This window comes from Shimia sp. (assembly GCF_022448905.1).
Classification (GTDB): domain Bacteria; phylum Pseudomonadota; class Alphaproteobacteria; order Rhodobacterales; family Rhodobacteraceae; genus Shimia.
Map to the genome: position 1 here is coordinate 66,224 of NZ_JAKVCW010000008.1, position 18,903 is coordinate 85,126.

Consider the following 18,903-nt stretch of genomic DNA (forward strand, 5'->3'; position numbering starts at 1 on the left):
CCTCCCTAAACACTTGGTACGCAAAGTCCCTTGGGCACCAATCGAAGTAAACGCACGCGTGCAGAACACCTGTGTCCCAATTCCAAACCCCAACACGATAAAGTTCGATGAAGGCAGCGCCACTTGCGATGAACACGCATGACAGCGCACCTGCCAGCGCCCAAAGCCACAGATTTTTGGGCAGTGCCACACGAGTCAAGCGACACATGCAAAAGCTGACCATCAATAGGAGAGGCACCGCAGTCCAACTCACCCTTTGCCCTCCAGATACCGCCGCTTCGCCGCCTCGGACCGCTGCATGTCGCGCACCATATTGGAGATCGCGACCTCGTCGGATTTATCGGCATAGCGGAACTCACTGTCCGCATAGCGGTTGATTTCCTGCACCACCATGTCGGTGGTGATCGGCACCCGCAGTTCGTTTATCATGGCCTTCTTGGTGTCGTAGTCTTTGGCCAAAAACAGCTCTGGATTTTCCATCCATGCGTCCGGCAATTCAAAGTCCATCGCCCGCACCTTCACAGCGTCAGTAATGTTCTTGATCGCCCGCCCCGTAAAGCGCGGATCAGCCTCCTGAATGGCCTTCAGATACGTACCCATCTTAGCAATGGTGTCCAACTCGCCTACCTGAGCATGAACCTTGTCGAAAACGTTAAGCAAGCCTTCCTCATGTGGCCGGTTGTGGCTCTCAAAGCTCGCCGCTACAGCTTTCTGAATGGCCTGTGCTTCAAACAGTTCATGATCACCCAGCGCAATGTCGTGGTTCTTGCCCATCAACAGAGCGAGGATGTCGATGTAATCCTCCCGCGTCTGCGGCCCATCCACCAAGAACCGCGCCCCGGCCCGCTGACGCAGCGCGTCGTCTACGTTCTCCGGATAGTTGGAGAACATGCCAAAGGTGCAGTTGCCGCGCACCACGGTGTTGGCGCCCGCAAAGGCCTCCATAAACACCGCCGTGACCTCCTGCTGCCCTGCCGAACTCTGCCGATCCCCGCGCTTGCCCGCGATCTGGTCGATGTCATCAATGGTGCCAAAGCCAATCACTTGCGGGTCGAGCACATTCTGCACAAAAGCCTTGGCGTTCTGCCCCGACTTGCCCTGATAGCTGTCGATATTGTCGATGCCAAAGTTCTGATAGCGGAAGGCATAACCCGCCACCCGGCAATAGTCGTTGATCAGCCCCGCCATCATCTGAATGAGCGTGGTTTTCCCGGTCCCCGGCGCGCCGTCGCCCATGAAGGTAAAGATGAACCCGCCCAGCTCCGCAAACGGATTGAGCCGCCGGTCAAAATCATAAGCCATCAGCATTTTCGCGAGCTTCATCGCCTGGTATTTTGCAATGTGGTTACCGACCACCTCATTGGGTTTCTTGAAGGTCATGGTCAGCGTCGAACCCTTCGCAGCCCGCGCTGGCGTAAACCCGTTGATGGTCAGATCGTCGGCCTCAACCTTCCAACTGGCACCAACAAAAGCCGCAAGCTGCGGCGCATTCTGCGCCCGCAAGGCGACCTTCTCCATCAACTGCTCAGCAAACGCACAGACACAGGCGACCAGCCGATCCTCATCAGAGACCAGCGCAGCGATATCCTGATCCAACTCCCACAATGCGCCATGCAACGCCAGTTGCGCATTGTCGGTCAGCACCTCTTCAACTTCGCCCACTTCAACCTGCGTCTCGCCCAGCAGTGGCGCGAGCAGAAACGAGGTTGCATTGGCAAACACATAGCTGACCGCCAAAGCCTCCGCTGCCAACAATTCGGAAAACGCCGTCTTCTTATCCGCGCCCAGCGCGCCTGCGAGATTGTCCCGCTTCAAATCCGCCAAACCGGAGGCCTCGGCGAAGTTTTCACCCACCGCCAAAGCAATCGCCAAAGCCCGCCGCATCCCGTGCAGCACATTGGCTTGAATAGGGGACACCAGCGGATCTTCCCCCCCCGCGCCCTCAATGCGCTCCACCAGATGCACGCCTTCCGGCCGCGCGGTTGAGCGTGTCACCAACCCCGGCGTGGTGCTGCGAAAGCGCCGCCGCGTGCCAATCCCGCTGGACCGCTCCGGGGCGGCCACAGGGTCCTTGCCCTTGGCAATTCGCGGCGTGTGATCAAAGCCGTCCAGCATCCCCACCGCCGCATCATAATGCTTGCGAATATCCTCTTCGCGCAGCTCCATCTGATCACTTGTCAGGCTCATCTAAATCTCCACCCCAAACTTCATCTTTTTAAATTCCTCAAGCCGATAGAACGGCCAATTGTTCACTGACTATCTTTGTACCGCGGCTTCAAACTCACACCATTTTCGTTGGCCATAGTCTTCAGGCAACAACTCTCCTTCCCAAGTTCCGGCGGGCCAGGATTTGTCCACGTGCGCAATCGCAATGCTATCGTACCGATAATCCTCGCTGGATACGCATGCCAAAATCACTTCACTGGACGTGCCTGCACTTTCCTCGACAACCCGGCTGAAGCAAATTGCTGCATTGGGTTTCTCCAGCATCCAGCCCACTGGGCGCATCGAACAGGGAAAACGCCACTTCCCAGTCAAAGGATCGAAAAAATCGTTCTCGGCGACAAAGCTATTTTGCAAGGCCCAGCCTTCAAACTCCGCCAACGAATAGTAATTTGCGTAGGCCCAAAACACGTCGGTTCGGTCCAATTTTGGCTTCGACAGGAACAGAGTTTCTCCGACCACCAAGGCCAATAAGCCCGCCATCAGTATCCACTTGAACCGTCTCAATACCGCAACACCCGCCCCTGCGAGCTCACCACATATTTCGTCACGCTGCCAAACCCCGGCGGGTTGAGCTCTTCCAGCGCCTGAAACGGCCGCTGTGGCAGGATGATCGACCGCTCCATACTCGTCGCCCCGGTGTCCGCGCCGTGCCCCGCAAAGGGATCGAGGGCAAAGACCTGCCGCTCCACCGTGCCAAACCAGCCAGAGCGCTCATCGGTAACGCGCTCACTTACCAAATCCTCGGTGGTCCAGGCCAATGTCCAATCTTCGCCTTCCGGCGCCCGTGCGGCCTCCAGCACCTCACGGATCGGCCCCGACTGCCGCGTAAAGGCACTCGAATACATCGGCCCCACATGGATACGCCGCAGCCGTTTCGGGTGCAGGTCGTCAAAGCTCTCGTCAAACCCTTTGGCAATGGTCACCAACTTCAAGCCGCCCACCGCCTGCGCCATCAGATGCGCCTGCACTTCCGGCCAGCGCCGCTCGTCTTTGGGCAAAGCACGACGCCCGGTGTCCTCTAGGTCCATCAAGTAAATGGTCGGCAAATTCACCTGACTGTCATAAACCGCCCAATGCAGCAGATACTGACGCCGCCGCTCCGACAGATTGCCCTGCCAGCGCACTTCCGGATGGTTCTGCGCCCAGAACAGCTCTCCTTTCAAAAGCTCCTCATAATAAAGCCGTTGGCTCAGCGCGAACTGCAGCTTCGTCGGGATCTCCTGATCGCCAATGATGGCGCGCAGCATGTCATCCTTGAGCTGTTCCGCGCTTGGCATATTGCGCAAATGGCTTTCGGCCTGCTGCGCATCATTCGCCATGACCAGCAGCTCGTTGAACACCGGAAAGCCGCTCTCCACCGCGTCCATCGCAAGGCTGCCAAAGAACTGTCCGGTCTGCCGCCCAACCAGAAGGTACTTCATGCTCAACGCTTTGAAAGTGTAGCCAATCGACGCCAAATAGCGCGTGAGGATTTCCACCTCATTCTGCCCAATCGCCCCCTCAGCCGCGCGCGCCGCCGCCACCTGTGTCAGATGCTCGGTGATGCGCTCAAACTTCTGAAAATACCGCCGCGACGCGCGGGTCTCCATCAAAGCGGTGTGGTCTTCGATTGTGTCAGTCAAGGTCTCAAACTTCCATCACGATTGATCCCAGAAAACCACATTATCGCAGGTCCCGAAGGACCGTCGCAACGATCCTGCCATTTCTCCAGCTGATAGTGATTATCTGCCATCTTTGTCACCTTCCACATCCAACGATTGAAGAGCGGGCCGATTCCTCCAAAAACTACAAAGAGAAACGCAACGAAGGCCACTGCACGCCCTGCCGAGTCACAAGGGCCGCTGCCAAGCGAGCAGGGCGCAATGGAATAAGCCTTCAATGCCAACGCAACTCCCGCCGCCACACACAAAAAACACCGAAGTCTAAATGGAAGCATCACGCCTCTTTGCCAATTGAAAGCCAAGCCAAGTCACCCACCAGGCAAATACGAACGCTAACCCAATCATCGAATTTGGCACGCCAAATATTCGTTCAAACTCGCCGGAGGCAGCCACAACGTCCCAACAGAACGCCCCGGTCAATAAAAACAAAGTGGGCCAAGCGACTTTCGGCCCAATTGCCCAATCTAGGAAGAATTCCCAAGCGTGCCTCATCACGCCCCATAAAGGTTCTTGTCGTGCTTCTCGACAATCTTCTGGAACCGCCTCGCAAAGCGTTCGTCCGCCTTGGCCTTCGCTTCCAACACGTCGCGCGCAAACACCATGTGCTCCTCATGGGCTTCCATCATATCGGCCATCTTCTGGTTGGTCGCCGTGCCAATCGCCGCCATAGACGCCTGCGCTTCTTTGTCGGTCTCCACACCAATCTCGTTGATGCGGTGCGCGATGTCCTGCTGCTGCGCGGTCTTCAAAGATTTGGTCAGCGCATCATAGAGCACCACGCGCTGCTTGGTGTCTGTCTGCAGCTTGTTGATCAGCACCATCTGCGTCGCCGCCTGATTTTGCAGGGAGTCGACCCAGGTCTTGCCCTTCTCGATATAACGTTCCAGCGTCTGGCTTTTGGACAGTTTCACCTGCTCCTGCTGCACCAACGCATTGTAAGCCTTGTTCAGGTCCGCCAGCTCGGTTTCCAGCTTGGTCCGCGCCGCCGCGTCCTGCTCCACCGCAATCTTGTTTTCGATCTCGATGATCTTGGGATCCATGCCCAAAATCTCTGCCCGCAGGCTTTCCAGTTCCCCAACCGTAAACTCGCGCTCATCCAGCGTCTCGCTCAGATTCGCTTCAACCTTCACCTTCTGCTCTTCGAGCACAGCCAGTTGGCTTTCGAGCAGCTTGGTGATCACGTCGGATTTGGCAATCAGGTCCTGCAGCTTGTCATCAATGTTGGCCGTCTTGATCCGTTCCGCCCGCATGGACTCGGATTTGCCACGGCTGAAGATACCAACAAAGCTCTCCCAGCCGGTCTTATCCCGCATCTGGTCAAAGTCTTTGGAAAACGCTGCGGTGACGTCATCCAGCCCCATGATCAATTCAGCGATATTGGCGTTCATCACATCCGTATGCGCATGCACATCGTCCAATGTTGCGTTCTCGATATCAATCGCAACATCATCGCCGGTTTTCATCTTCGCCCGCGCCGCATCAATGCGCCCGGTCAGCTCGGCAATCTTGTTTTGTGCTTCGGCCACCTGCGCTTGAGACTCACGCACTTGGGTTTCAAAATCTGCCATAAAACACTCCCTATTTCCAATATGTTGAGACTGATATGGGGAATGTTATGCCCATTTACATCAATCACAGATCCAATTTGGGCAGAGTGTTGCAAATGTGCACGGCAAAAGAAAGGGCTTGCTGTTACGCACCCGCATTTCGCGAGGTTTTGGCCATGTGATCGCGCAGCCAAAACCCAAGCTTGTCTCACATCGCCTTACCCGACAACGTTGAACTCCGGCCCATAGGGATAGCCAGTGATGTTCTCATTGCCATCGTCGTTGATCACCAGGATGTCATGCTCTCGGTACCCACCGGCACCGGGCTGCCCATCTGCGATGGTCAACATCGGCTCCATGGAAATCACCATACCCGGTTCCAGCACTGTCGGAATATCTTCGCGCAGCTCCAATCCAGCTTCACGGCCATAGTAATGGCTCAACACGCCAAAGCTGTGACCATAGCCAAAAGTTCGGTATTGCAACAAATCACGTTCAGCGAAGAAGTCATTGATTTGCTCAGTAACCTCCGCGCAGCTCGCTCCGGGCTTCAGTAGAGAAATCCCCAGTTCATGCGCACCGACATTGGCCTCCCAGATCTTCAGACTTGCGTCATCCACTTCACCGACAAAAAGCGTGCGCTCCAGCGCTGTGTAGTAACCGGAAATCATCGGGAAGGTGTTCAGCGACAGAATATCGCCCCGCTGCAACTTGCGCGCGGTCACAGGGTTGTGCGCCCCGTCGGTGTTGATGCCCGATTGGAACCACACCCAGGTGTCACGATACTCCGCATCCGGGAAGCGTTTCGCGATCTCCAGCTCCATCGCATCGCGACCGGCCATGGCCACGTCAATCTCGCGCACACCTTCTTTGACGGCATCGCGGATCGCATAGCCCCCCACATCGGCCACAGCAGCACCAGCTCGGATCATTTCGATCTCCGCCGCGCTTTTGTGCATCCGCTGACGCATTGTGGGTTCATAAAGATCAACCACTTTGGACGGAGCCAAGAAGCTCTCTAACTTCCCTTGCTGCAGAAGGGTCAGGTGATCGCCCTCAATGCCAACTACCACACCACCGCCAGTGATCGATTTGATCGCCCGCCAATAGTTGTCGCGCTGCCAATCGGTATAGGTGATGTTGTCACCATAACACCGCCGCCAAGGCTGCCCTGCGTCTATGCCAGCGGAAATGGTCACACATTCGGTGGGCGTCACCACCACCGCATAAGGCCGCCCAAAGGCACAGTATGTGAAGCCCGAGTAATAGGACACATTGTGCATCGACGTGAAGACAGCCGCGTCGACCCCATGCTCAACCATGATGGCACGCAAACCGGCCACGCGGTTGGCATATTCAGCCTCGGCAAATTGCAACGGCGCTTTCTCGCCATTGTGGAAACGATAGAATTCTGGACGTGCAGTCATTTTGACCTCCGATCAAAGAGGTCCCGGCGTTCAGGACTGGAAAGATTGGTGCGCATTCCGGTTGGGAATGTGGCGACGCCATCGCCAATGCTGCGGACATTCTGCCAAATCCCCCGACACAGGGACAAGCAAAATCCGACACAGATGTCTCAACCGCGACCTTGCGCCTAAAATTCACGCGCCTACTGTGACCCGAACAGGAGGCGCTAAAATGCAGACCGGACTCAGAAACCTGATCACGGACATTGCCGGCTTGCGCGTCGGAAACGCGCAGGACGACAACATCAAAACTGGCACCACTGTGCTGATTGGCGATGCGCCTTTTACCTGTGGCGTCTCTGTGATGGGCGGTGCGCCAGGCACCCGTGAAACCGATCTTCTAGCCCCAGACAAAACCGTGCAGCAAGTCGACGCGCTCACCTTGTCCGGTGGTTCTGCCTTTGGTCTGGACGCGCCATCCGGTGTTGCAGACGCGCTCCGCACCCAAGGTCGCGGCTTTTCTGTCGGCGATCAAACTGTCCCGATTGTGCCCGGCGCGATCCTCTTTGATCTGCTGAATGGCGGTGACAAAAAATGGGACTCGAACCCCTACAAAGCCCTCGGCGCGGCGGCCTTAGAAGCAGTTTCCGAGGATTTCACGCTTGGTTCAGTCGGAGCGGGTACAGGTGGCACGCTCGCCACTCACAAAGGTGGACTTGGTTCAGCCAGCATGGTGCTCCCATCGGGTCACACGGTTGGCGCCTTGGTTGCTGTGAATGCCCTTGGCGACGCCTCACCAGATGGCAAACATTTCTGGGCCGCGCCCTGGGAAGTGGGCACCGAGTTCGGCGGCAACGGCCTCATGCCTTCCGCTCCCAGCGACTTACCCAACACCAAACTCTCCAGCCACAACACCACCATCGCAATTGTCGCCACTGACGCTGATCTAACCCAAGCGCAATGCACCCGCATGGCCACCGCCGCCCATGACGGCATGGCCCGCGCGTTGGTGCCGGCGCATACACCGATGGACGGTGATCTGATCTTTGGGGTCAGCACAAACGCCAAACCTTTGGACAACGACATTGCCGACACGCTCTGGTTGGGCCACGCGGCCGCCACCTGTCTCGCCCGAGCCATTGCACGCGGCGTGTGGCATGCCACCCCCAAGGAAGGTGACACACTCCCCTGCTTCCGCGCTTAGGAAAACAGCATCCGCGCCATATCGCTGTCAGGATCGGCAAAGGCGTCAATCACATCAAAGTGGTGCTTGCCGCCTGCCACCACCAGATCACAGCCCCAAGCGTCCGACAACCATCGTGCTTGGTCTAAAAACACTGGCCGCTCAGCCGCCCCAACCAGCACCGTCACATCGACACCTGCGCGCGGCGCCTGCCACATTGGGCTTTCCGCATCCGCCTCCGCCGCATCCAGTTGCAGCTTGTCATTCATCGCCGTCATCATCAGCGGACGCAAATCGGCCAGCGGCGAAATCGGCACAACCCGAGATACCCGCGCGGCCACATCCTCCGGTAACACCCCATCACAGATCATCCGCGCCACAAGATGCCCGCCTGCCGAATGGCCGGCCAGAACAACAGGGCCATCAACGAGCGCACAAGCCTTGGTCACAGCCGCTGCAATCTGCATGGTAATCTCGGAAATCCGCACATCGGGCGCAAGATCATAAGACGGCAACGCCACCGCCCAACCACGCGCCGCAGCCCCGCGTGCAAAGTGGCTCCAATACGACTTGTCAAACGCCATCCAGTAGCCGCCGTGCACAAAGACCAACAAGCCTTTGGCCGTCCCTGAGGGCCTGAACAGATCAAACTTGTGACGCGCACCGTCGCCGTAAGCGACATCCAGCTCCACGTCTGCAGTTTCGCGAAACGCAGCCGCCTCGCGCTCCCAGCGCGGCGGATAGCCCTCTGCGCCCTCAATATAGGCGCCATTTGAATATGCGTCGTCCCAGTCCATAGTTTTCTCCCCACAGCTCGACAGCACTCTGGGCGAAACTATTTCAAACCTCAAACATCTTTTGCGACTCCTGCTCTAGGCTTTAACAAATCTGTCACTCGCCCGTTACAGATGCGTCACCTGTCCATGCGATGCCCCTGCGCAGTATTCAACATGGAGACGCACAGATGTTGCTTCGCAGCCTTTGCCTGACCTCCGCGCTGGCCCTGACCGCAGGTCACGCCGCCGCAGAGATGAACTTCAACCGGATTGCCTCTTTCCCAGTGGTCAAAAACATGGCCGCAGGCGAAGACACCAAGCGCGAGACTTCTCCGGAAATCATCGCTGCCACTGCTGATGGCATGACCTTGGTATACACCGACAGCCCGCTGGGCGTTTTGGGCCGCATCGACATCACGGATCCCGCCAACCCCAAGCCTCTGGGCAACATTGCTCTGTCTGGCGAACCTACTTCTGTGGGCGTTCTGGGGGACTTTGCCATCGTTGGTGTGAACACCTCCGAAAGCTACACCGCTCCGTCGGGCAGCCTGCAAGCCATCAACATTAAAGACGGCACAGTCGCCGCGTCCTGTGACCTCGGCGGCCAACCTGACAGCGTTGCCATTGCACCGGACGCCTCCTTCGTGTCCGTCGCCATTGAAAACGAGCGCGACGAAGACCTCGGCGACGGCCGCACCGGGCAGATGCCAGCGGGTATGCTGGCCATGGTCGACTTGAAAGACGGCGCGCTGGCCTGTGACACCCTGCGTTTGGTGGACATGACCGGCCTCGCCGAGGTCTCGCCCGAAGATCCGGAGCCAGAGTATGTCTCCATCAACGCTCTTGGCGAAACTGTGGTCACCCTGCAGGAAAACAACCACATGGTGGTTGCCTCCAAGGACGGCGACATCATCTCGCATTTCTCCGCCGGCGCGGTTGACCTTGAAGGCATCGACGCAACAGACGAACGCGGCGCGCTGATCTTCACCGAAAGCCAAGCAGGTCGCCTGCGCGAGCCGGACGCCGTCGTATGGATCGACGACAACCACTTCGCCACAGCCAATGAAGGCGACATGGACGGCGGTTCTCGCGGCTGGACCATCTTCCACAAGGACGGCACCGTTGTGTACGAAAGCGGCACCGACTTTGAGAAAGCCATCATCCAGATCGGCCACTACCCGGACAAGCGCTCCGACAGCAAGGGCGTGGAACCCGAAAGCGTAACCTTCGCCACCTTCAATGGCACACCTTACGTGTTTGTCGGCGCCGAGCGTGCGTCCGTAGTGGGTGTTTATGACGTCACCAACCCCGCCGCGCCTGTGTTGAAACAGTTGCTGCCCTCCGGTGTAGGTCCAGAAGGCTACGTGGCCATTCCAGAGCGCAACCTGTTGGTCTCCGCCAACGAAAAAGATCTCATTGAGGACAAAGGCGCCCGCGCGCACGTCATGCTCTTTGAGTATCAGAACGCGCCAGCGACCTATCCGCACCTGACATCTGAAGGCGCGGACGAGCTCATCGGCTGGGGCGCGATTTCCGGTATGGTGGCAGACAAGGACGGCATCGTCTGGGCTGTGAATGACAGCTTCTACGGCTTCCAACCCTCGATCTTTAAGATCGACACCAACCAGACCCCAGCCCGCATCGTGGATGTGATCCGCGTCACCCGCAACGGCGCACCAGCGCAGAAGCTTGACCTCGAAGGCATCACGCTGGATGGCAAAGGCGGCTTCTACGTGGCATCCGAAGGCCGCACAGAGCGCCTGATCCCGCACGCGATCTATCACGTGCAGGCCGACGGCTCGATCAAGAACCTCAAAGGCGAATTTGGCATCCCGGCAGAGCTGGCCGCCGTCGAAAAACGCTTCGGGTTTGAGGGCATCACCAAGATCGGCGACACCCTCTGGATGGCCGTGCAGCGTGAGTGGAAAGACGATCCAGCGGATCACGTGAAACTCGTGTCCTACAACCTTGAGACCAAGGAATGGGGTGCTGTGCACTATCCGAAGGCTGCGCCTGCCACCGGCTGGGTAGGTCTGTCCGAAATCGTCGCCCACGGCGATTGGGTCTACATCGTGGAACGTGACAACCAGCATGACCACCGCGCTGTCACTAAGAAGATCTACCGCGTCCCAGCATCCGAAATGGTACCAGCCCCTCTGGGTGGCGACTTGCCGGTTGTCTCCAAAGTTCTGGTCCGCGACCTGCTCACCGATCTGACCGCTACCGGTGGCTACGTTCTGGACAAGGTTGAAGGCCTGGCAATCTTCGAAGACGGCACCGCCTACTTCTCCACCGACAACGACGGTGTCGACGATCACTCAGGTGAGACGATGTTTGTGAACATCGGCAACATCGAACCTGCCGCCAACTGATCTGACCCTCCCCGTCTGATTGGAAGCAAGCCCCGGTGCCGTTTGGCATCGGGGCTTACGCTTTGAGCCGAGCCAACAAAAGATAGGCCGCCACCCCTAGCGCCGCCAAGCTGCCGGTCCAAACCAATGCGGTCTGATACCCAAGCCAATCGGCCAAAATCCCCATAGCGCCCGCACCCAAAGCCGAACCACCAGCGGCAATCACCGCCCACAGGCTCATAACGCGCCCGCGCATGTCATCTTCCAAATCCAGTTGAATGGCTGTCTGTGTCGAGATCGCCGTCACCGTGGTCACAAAAGACATCCCTGCGGCCACCACCAAGGCCACTTCCCAGATCGGCGACACGCCAAGAACTGCGACAAGCATCAACCCAAAAACAATCGCTATTCTCGTGGTCAGCGGCAGCCGCCCTGGCTCTTGCTGCGGCAGCGCCGCTTGCGAGAAGCCACCAAGAATAGCGCCCACGCCAGTCACGCTCATCAACACGCCAAGCCCGTCCGCGCCGCGCTCAAACACCCCGTCCGCGAGAGGTGGCAAAACTTCCAGCGCGCCCCGTGCCACCAAAGCCAAAACACCCGCGATAAACATCGCCTCGCGCACCGTCTCTGTTTGCCACACGTATCGTACGCCAGCCCCCAATGCCTTGAAAAAGGGTTCCTGCGCGCTTCCGCTGTCTCGCCGCGGTCTTAGGGTCAGCCGCGCAATCACAAACAGATAGGGCGCAAACAACAGCGTCTGCACAAAGAGCGTTTCCGCCACACCGATAACAGCGATCAGAAAGCCACCAACGGCAGGCCCGACCATCCGCGCGATGTTGAAATTGATGGCCACAATTGTGACCACTGATCCCAAGTACTCGCGCCGTACCAGCCTCGGCGTCAACGCCATCCGCACCGGATGGTTGGCAGCAATCACCATGCCAATCAGAAGTGTTATCAATGCAATCAAAAACGGTGTCGCCCAACCCAGCGCCACAACTGCCCATAGCACGGCACTCAACATCGCATTGATGCTTTGCAACACCAACATCGTGTGTTTCACGCGCCAGCGGTCCACCCAAACGCCAAACAACGGTGACAGCACAATCGACGGCGCAAACAGCAAAAACGCCACCGCACCAACAAAGCTGGCGGAGTCCGTCATCTCCCAGGCCAACCAGCCAATGGTGACCCGCTGCATCCAGATCGCCAGCAGACCAAAGGCGGCGCCAAAGACATAAGCGCGGAAATTTCTGGATTTCAAAGCGCCCAGGTTCACGCGCCACTCCCGATTGTTGGAAAACGTCCGGCCAACATGCCCTTCACAGGTTAAGAACACAACCAATCAAAAACGCGCGCTCCAAACGGAACGCGCGTTGCCCAAATGGGCCTGACAACAAGGGAAGGAAGTTTGTCAGTTAAAGTTTGGAGGTCAGTTGACGGCTTTGGCGTCGACCACATCCTGCTCAACGGCTTTGGTCGCACCGCTGGAAATTTCAATCCGGCGCGGCTTCAGCGCCTCGGGGATTTCACGTTCCAGGTTGATGTGCAGCATGCCGTCTTCATGGCTTGCGCCGGTCACACGCACATGGTCCGCCAAATGGAAGCGGCGCTCAAACGCGCGGGTGGCAATGCCACGATGCAGATAGGTTTTGTCCGAAGACTCTTCGCCTTTCTTGGCGGTCACAACCAAAGCGTTCTGCTTGACTTCGATATTCAGATCATCGGCCGAAAAACCAGCCACAGCCAGCGAAATGCGATAGGCATCATCAGCGGTTTTTTCGATGTTATACGGGGGGTAGCTCGGCTGGGCGACGTCATTGGACAGAACACGGTCCATCATATTTGCCAACTGATCAAAACCAACGGTCGACCGGTACAGCGGAGCCAGATCAAAAGTGCGCATGGGTTATCCTCCATTGAGCGACAACGATATGTAGGTGCCTTCCATTCGGACAGGCGATGAATGTGTAAGACCCGATCATCGGCGCCTTACGCATACAGACCTATGTTGGCAAAATGCGGTTTCAACCCCCGCGCATCAGGGCTTCACAAATTTTGCGCCGCCGCCGCTGCGTGTCCCAACTTGAATGCGTGTCACACCTGTGGCGGTTTTCACTGCCGGACGGTCACCCACACGCATCCGATGTTTGAGCCGCTCGACAACTTCTGGAAGTTCCATACCAAAGGCTACTTTCTGCCCATCCCCATTGTCTCCTGTCGCAGACACCACAGACAAAATCCGTACGCGGTTGCCATAGCGCACAAAAACCGGCGCGCCTGATGAGCCAAAGGTCACGTTGCAATCAAAGGTCAAAATGCCCCAACCGCGCTCCAAAATGGAACAATCGCGCTGCCAAGAGAGGTGCTCACTTCGGCCACGGCCGTAACTCAGAACAGACACCTTTTCCCCTTCCTGAGGATCAACATGAATGGCAAACGGATCGGCTTCTCCTGTGGAAATGGGCGACTCCAGCCGTAACAAAGCCACGTCGTGTGGAATCATCCGGGTGCTAATCTTGCCATTGCCCGCGTCACGATAGCCACTATCCACCACAACGCGATCAACCCGCCGCTCCGCAAGAGCGTCACCAGAGACATATCCAGATCGAAAAGTGATCTGTTCCGGCGGCACCGGCGCGCCATTGCTGTCAAACACGCAATGGGCGGCGGTCAACACCTGATCCGGCGCAATCAAAACACCGGAGCAAAAGCCTGTGCCGCGCATATCCAGTCGCCCCAGCGCTTCCCATCCCAGCAGGTCGCCACGACTGGTCAAAGGCTGCAACCTCTCACCAGCCATACCCTGCCCCGCACAAAGCACGGCTATAAGCAGACTCAAAAATCTCGGAAAATGCATGGAATAACCTCCTAAACCCACCCGCAAATTACGGGCGCACAAACTTCGCACCGGTGCTGTTGCGTTGCTGTAGAGAGGTTCTTGCCCCTTGCGCGGACGCCACCCCACGTGCGGCAAACAGCTCTGGCAGGCTGTGATCCAGCGCTGTGCCAAGCGCCACTTTGCTGCCCCGCACCTCTGCCTTGGCAGCCACCACCGACGCGATCCGCACCGCACCATCCTCAAACACAAAAACCGGCGCCCCGCTGCTGCCAAAATCGATGTTGCAAGACAGCACATAGACGCCGCGCTGACGCCCCATCACCTGACACACTTCCTGAAAAGACGGCGCCGCCTCGCGTCCAACCGCATAATACACCACGCCGATTTTTGACCCTTTTCTCAGATCCGTGGACGTTTCAAACGGTGCAATCCGGTTGTTGCGAATGGGATGATGCAGCTCCAGCAACGCCAGATCGTTCTGCACAGTCTCGATCTGCGCATCGCCGCTATAAGCGTATTTCGGATGCACCACCGCGCGCCGCACAGAGCGATACGCTTCCGCCCGCCCATTGCGCCACCCGGCGCGGAACTCGATCTGCTTCACGTCGTAGGCCGCGCCAGTGCTCTTGTCATAAAGGCAATGCGCCGCTGTCAGAACCAGATCCGGCGCAATCAGAGCACCGGTGCAAAACCCGCGCCCATCAATTTCCAACCGCCCGACAGCACCCCAATCGCGACTGTCCTCGCCGGTATCCAACCGTTGAAGTGCTGTGTCCTGGGCTGCGGACACGCCCGCCCAAAGGACTGCACCCAGAATTGTTAAAAGTCGCACCACAGCCTGCTCTCCACGCGTCGTTTCCACCGAAGTAATCGCACCCTGCGGCAGAAATAGGGCACACGCTTGGCAAGGCGAAGATCAATCCATTAACGCAGGATAGGGATTTCTGGTGCAGTCTTTCCTGGCTCAGTCAACGCGCGCGGCTGCGGCCCGCCGGTCGCCCAATCGAGCAACTCAACGGTATGGACAATCGGCACATCGGTGCCCGAGCCAATCTGCATCATGCAACCGATATTGCCCGCTGCGATGATGTCCGGGCTCTTGGCCTCAAGTGTACGCACCTTGCGCGCCTTAAGTTGCCCGGAAATCTCCGGCTGCATCAAGTTATAGGTCCCCGCCGAGCCACAGCACAAATGGCTATCTGCGGGCTCAACAACCGTAAACCCTGCCTTCTTCAGTAGGTCCTTGGGATACGTCTTGATTTGCTGGCCATGCTGCAAAGAACAAGCCGCGTGATAGGCCACTATGGTATCCTTACCCGCCCCATCAGGCAGGTCCAAGTTCATCAAAACCTCTGACACATCCATCGCAAGGCCACTCACCCGCGCTGCGTCGGCGGCAAGATCATCATTGCGGAACATGTGCCCGTAGTCCTTCACCGTAGTGCCACAGCCCGACGTGTTGATCACAATCGCATCCAGCCCTTTGCCATCCATCTCCGCACACCAGGCTATGATGTTCTTGGCGGCAGTCGCATGGCTCTCACTGGTTTTGCCCATGTGATGCGTCAGTGCCCCACAGCAGCCAGCACCCTCCGCCACGACCACTTCGCAGCCCAGCCGCGTCAACAGCCGGATGGTGGCATCATTGATATTGGTGTTCAGCGCTTTCTGCGCGCAGCCCGTCATCAAAGCCACCCGCATCTTTTTCTCCGTTACCGGTGCAAAACTCTGCGGATCATCGTTTCGACTGACCGGCGGAATAGACTTCGGCGCCATATCCAGCATCGCTTTGAGGCGTGCATCCGGCATCAAAAACCGGAACGGCCGTCCCAGCTTGGCACCAATCAAGGCCCAACGGAACCGCATCGGATATGGTAAAATCTGTGCCAACACCCAGCGCAAAACCCGATCACTAAGGGGACGCCTATAGTTCTCTTCAATGTACTCGCGCGCGTGATCCACCAGATGCATGTAATGCACCCCACTTGGACAGGTGGTCATACAGGCCAAACAGCTCAGGCAGCGGTCAATATGCTTGACCGTTTTGGCGTCCGGCACCCGCTCGTTTTCCAGCATATCCTTGATCTGGTAAATCCGCCCTCTTGGGCTGTCGAGCTCATCGCCCAGCATCTGATAGGTCGGGCACGTTGCGGTGCAAAACCCGCAATGAACACAAGCGCGCAAGATTTCATTGGCCCGCTGAATACCCGGATCTTTGAGTTGGTCTTCGGTGAATGTGGTTTGCATCGAATTACCCCATCAATCCCGGGTTCAAAATGCCGCGCGGATCAAATTTGGCCCGCAAGCCTTGCGACAAGGTCGCCAACGGCGCCGGTTCCGGATGGAAAACCGGCAAAGAGGCACGGGTCTCACGCGAGCTCCGGATCAAAGTCGCGTGCCCTTCAAAAGCCACCGAACGCACATCGGTTCCCGCTGGCACTTGCACCCAGACCAATCCTCCGCCCCAATCGTACAAAACCCGAAGATCTGCATAGAGAGCCCGCAATTTTTCAACGACCTCAGGCCCATCGCTTGGCTTGACAGAAATCCGCCAGACATCACCTGCACCGCCTTGCATCGCCGCCACATCGCGCACCCAGGCCCAGCCGACCGCAACCTTGTCGGCATCGCGCTCAACACTCACCTCACCGCCAAACCTGGCCAGGACGTCCGTTAACTTCGCCGCACGATAGGCCACAGAAGCCTCCAGCCCCTCAATCCGGATCATTGTCACCGGATGCCCATCCACACCGGACGGCGCATGCGCCGCGCCGCTCACATCAAATGGCGACCCAAGCGCCGCACTCATGGCCGCCACCGCATCCTCGTCCGATAATCCGTTGATCAGGACACAGCCGACGGCCTCAGGCAATGCCTGCACCTTCAGACTCACCTCGGTCAGCACGCCCAGCGTGCCCCAGCTCCCGGCCATCAGCTTTACCAAGTCATAGCCGGTGACATTTTTCATCACCCGCCCGCCATTCTTCAACACACGCCCGGCGCCATCGACAAACCGAACCCCCAACAGGCTGTCGCGGCAAGCACCCACTTGAATGCGGCGCGGTCCGCTGATGTTGCCCGCCACCACGCCGCCAATGGTCGATGTGCCGGTGGTGCCAAGCAAACCGCGATGATCCACCGGCTCAAAGGCCAGCCTCTGCCCCTCTACCGCCAGAGTGTCCTCTATATCCGCGAGAGGCGTACCCGCCACGGCCACCAAGGTGAGCGCTCCCGGCTCATACAGCGTTACGCCTGACAAGCCAGCGGTCGACAACACCTCACCTTGCACAGGCGCGCCGATATCTCGCGTGCCGCCGCCCTGAATGCGCAACGGCCCCTTCGCGCCTGCAATCACATCTGACAGCTCTGCTTCTGTTAAGGGTGTCATCATTTTCTCTTGGCCTTCAAATATCCGCGATAAATTGGCAACTTGGTTGCCATTAGGGTCTGGCCCCTCCCTGCTTGTCATTCTGCCGCCATCCGGCGCGCTTCACTGGAGGCCAAGGGAAACACCTTGGCCGGGTTCAGCAACCATTTGGGATCAAACACATCTTTCACCGCCATCTGGATATCCAGATCTTCTGGCAAGTATTGATCCACCATCAAATCCCGCTTCTCAATGCCCACGCCATGCTCGCCAGTCAGACAACCGCCAACTTCGACACAAAGCCGCAGAATATCCGCGCCAAAGGCCTCGCATTTTTCCAGATCACCCGGCTTGTTGGCATCAAACAGGATCAATGGATGCATGTTGCCGTCGCCTGCATGAAATACATTGCCCACATCCAAACCGTAGTCTTTGCTCAGCTCTCCAATCCGGCGTAGTACATACGGCAACTGGCTCACCGGGATGGTTCCGTCCAGGCACATGTAGTCATTAATCTGCCCCATGGCGCCAAAGGCGGACTTACGCCCCAACCAAATCCGCGCGCTTTCATCTGCACTGGTGCTTTCACGCAGTTCGACAGGACTGTGCGCCCGCGCAATGGCCAAAATACGTTCCAGCTGCGCGTCGATTTCCTCGTCAGAGCCTTCGACCTCGACAATCAAGAGCGCCTCGCAATCCGGGTAGCCAGCACCAGCGAAAGCTTCGGTGGCTCGGATGCAAGGGCGGTCCATAAACTCAATCGCCACAGGCAAAATACCTGCCTTGATGATGTCGGACACGCACTGGCCCGCCACTTCGTTGCTGTCAAAACCCATCAACACAGGCCGCGCGCCTTCTGGTTTGTGCAAAATCCGCAAGGTCGCTTCGGTCACGACACCAAGCTGACCTTCGCTGCCGCAGATCACGCCCAATAGATCCAACCCGCCAGCGTCCAGATAGGCACCGCCTATCTCGACGATCTCACCCTCCATGGTCACCATGGTCACGCCCATCAGGTTGTTGGTGGTCACGCCATATTTCAGGCAATGTGCCCCGCCGGAATTCATTGCAATATTGCCCGCAATCGCACAGGCCAGCTGGCTGGAAGGATCGGGTGCGTAGAAGAACCCTTCTTCCTCCACGGCGCCGGACACGCTCAAATTGGTGCGACCGGTTTGCACGCGGATGAAGCGGTTTTCATAATCCGTTTCAAGCACTTCCGTCATACGCGCGACGCCAAGGATGATGGAATCCGCTGTCGGCATGGAACCGCCCGCCAAAGAGGTGCCCGCGCCGCGCGGCACAACGGGTACATTCTCGGCATGACAAACTTTTAACACCGCCGCGACCTCCTCTGTTGAGGCCGGCAAGACGGCAGCCAAAGGCGGGCAACGGTAGGCGGTCAGTGCGTCGCACTCATAGGCGCGGACTTCGACCTCGTCGGAGATCACGGCATCGGCTGGCAGCACCTCTTTTAGACGCGCGACGATGCGGGCTTTTTTGGCAAGCACCTCGGGATTTGGGGTTGGCATGTCCATGGCTGA

15 protein-coding genes are annotated in these 18,903 nt (G+C 57.9%); 2 read left to right on the forward strand and 13 right to left on the reverse strand.

Annotated features, from left to right (window positions below):
• Nucleotides 1-249: 249 nt before the first annotated feature.
• The 5 genes from MK208_RS11200 to MK208_RS11220 form a co-directional block, all read right to left on the reverse strand.
• Complete coding sequence (locus tag MK208_RS11200) at nt 250-2,187, reverse strand: ATP-binding protein (RefSeq protein WP_294116609.1); 1,938 nt, start codon at nt 2,185-2,187, stop codon at nt 250-252.
• Nucleotides 2,188-2,256: 69 nt separating this feature from the next.
• The gene (locus MK208_RS11205) at nt 2,257-2,706 is read right to left on the reverse strand and encodes a hypothetical protein (RefSeq protein ID WP_294116610.1); all 450 of its coding nucleotides are present in this window, start codon (nt 2,704-2,706) and stop codon (nt 2,257-2,259) included.
• A 20-nt stretch (nt 2,707-2,726) separates the two neighbouring features.
• Entirely contained in the window at nt 2,727-3,848 is a 1,122-nt protein-coding gene (locus tag MK208_RS11210; RefSeq protein ID WP_294116611.1) for a hypothetical protein, read from the reverse strand.
• Between the two features lie 530 nt (nt 3,849-4,378).
• On the reverse strand, nt 4,379-5,455 hold the full coding sequence (locus tag MK208_RS11215) for a hypothetical protein (protein WP_294116612.1): 1,077 nt from the start codon (nt 5,453-5,455) through the stop codon (nt 4,379-4,381).
• Between the two features lie 197 nt (nt 5,456-5,652).
• Complete coding sequence (locus MK208_RS11220) at nt 5,653-6,861, reverse strand: aminopeptidase P family protein (protein WP_294116613.1); 1,209 nt, start codon at nt 6,859-6,861, stop codon at nt 5,653-5,655.
• 211 nt (nt 6,862-7,072) lie between these two features.
• Between MK208_RS11220 and MK208_RS11225 the strand changes: the two genes are divergently transcribed.
• Entirely contained in the window at nt 7,073-8,044 is a 972-nt protein-coding gene (locus MK208_RS11225) for a P1 family peptidase (protein WP_294116614.1), read from the forward strand.
• Here MK208_RS11225 and MK208_RS11230 read toward each other — a convergent pair.
• Nucleotides 8,041-8,820 carry an alpha/beta hydrolase gene (locus MK208_RS11230; RefSeq protein WP_294116615.1) on the reverse strand — a complete coding sequence of 260 codons (780 nt, stop codon included), beginning with the start codon at nt 8,818-8,820 and terminating at the stop codon, nt 8,041-8,043. The genes MK208_RS11225 and MK208_RS11230 overlap by 4 nt on opposite strands.
• Before the next feature lie 167 nt (nt 8,821-8,987).
• On the opposite strand from MK208_RS11230, the gene MK208_RS11235 reads away from it, so the two are divergent.
• The gene (locus MK208_RS11235; RefSeq protein WP_294116617.1) at nt 8,988-11,171 is read left to right on the forward strand and encodes an esterase-like activity of phytase family protein; all 2,184 of its coding nucleotides are present in this window, start codon (nt 8,988-8,990) and stop codon (nt 11,169-11,171) included.
• Nucleotides 11,172-11,226: 55 nt separating this feature from the next.
• Here MK208_RS11235 and MK208_RS11240 read toward each other — a convergent pair whose 3' ends face one another.
• From MK208_RS11240 to MK208_RS11270, 7 genes are all read right to left on the reverse strand, one after another.
• Nucleotides 11,227-12,429: an MFS transporter gene (locus MK208_RS11240; RefSeq protein WP_294116618.1), complete on the reverse strand. Its 1,203-nt coding sequence runs from the start codon at nt 12,427-12,429 to the stop codon at nt 11,227-11,229.
• Nucleotides 12,430-12,582: 153 nt separating this feature from the next.
• Nucleotides 12,583-13,056 carry an Hsp20 family protein gene (locus MK208_RS11245; RefSeq protein WP_294116619.1) on the reverse strand — a complete coding sequence of 158 codons (474 nt, stop codon included), beginning with the start codon at nt 13,054-13,056 and terminating at the stop codon, nt 12,583-12,585.
• Between the two features lie 135 nt (nt 13,057-13,191).
• Nucleotides 13,192-13,992, reverse strand: coding sequence for a trypsin-like peptidase domain-containing protein (locus MK208_RS11250; protein WP_294116620.1), 801 nt, complete (start codon nt 13,990-13,992; stop codon nt 13,192-13,194).
• Nucleotides 13,993-14,038: 46 nt separating this feature from the next.
• Nucleotides 14,039-14,827: a trypsin-like serine protease gene (locus tag MK208_RS11255; protein ID WP_294116621.1), complete on the reverse strand. Its 789-nt coding sequence runs from the start codon at nt 14,825-14,827 to the stop codon at nt 14,039-14,041.
• An 89-nt stretch (nt 14,828-14,916) separates the two neighbouring features.
• Nucleotides 14,917-16,239 carry a glycolate oxidase subunit GlcF gene (gene glcF, locus MK208_RS11260; RefSeq protein ID WP_294116622.1) on the reverse strand — a complete coding sequence of 441 codons (1,323 nt, stop codon included), beginning with the start codon at nt 16,237-16,239 and terminating at the stop codon, nt 14,917-14,919.
• 4 nt (nt 16,240-16,243) lie between these two features.
• On the reverse strand, nt 16,244-17,380 hold the full coding sequence (locus tag MK208_RS11265; protein WP_294116624.1) for an FAD-binding protein: 1,137 nt from the start codon (nt 17,378-17,380) through the stop codon (nt 16,244-16,246).
• 77 nt (nt 17,381-17,457) lie between these two features.
• Nucleotides 17,458-18,897 (reverse strand): FAD-linked oxidase C-terminal domain-containing protein, encoded by a 1,440-nt coding sequence (locus MK208_RS11270; protein WP_294116625.1) that lies wholly within the window; start codon nt 18,895-18,897, stop codon nt 17,458-17,460.
• Between the last annotated feature and the right edge of the window lie 6 nt (nt 18,898-18,903).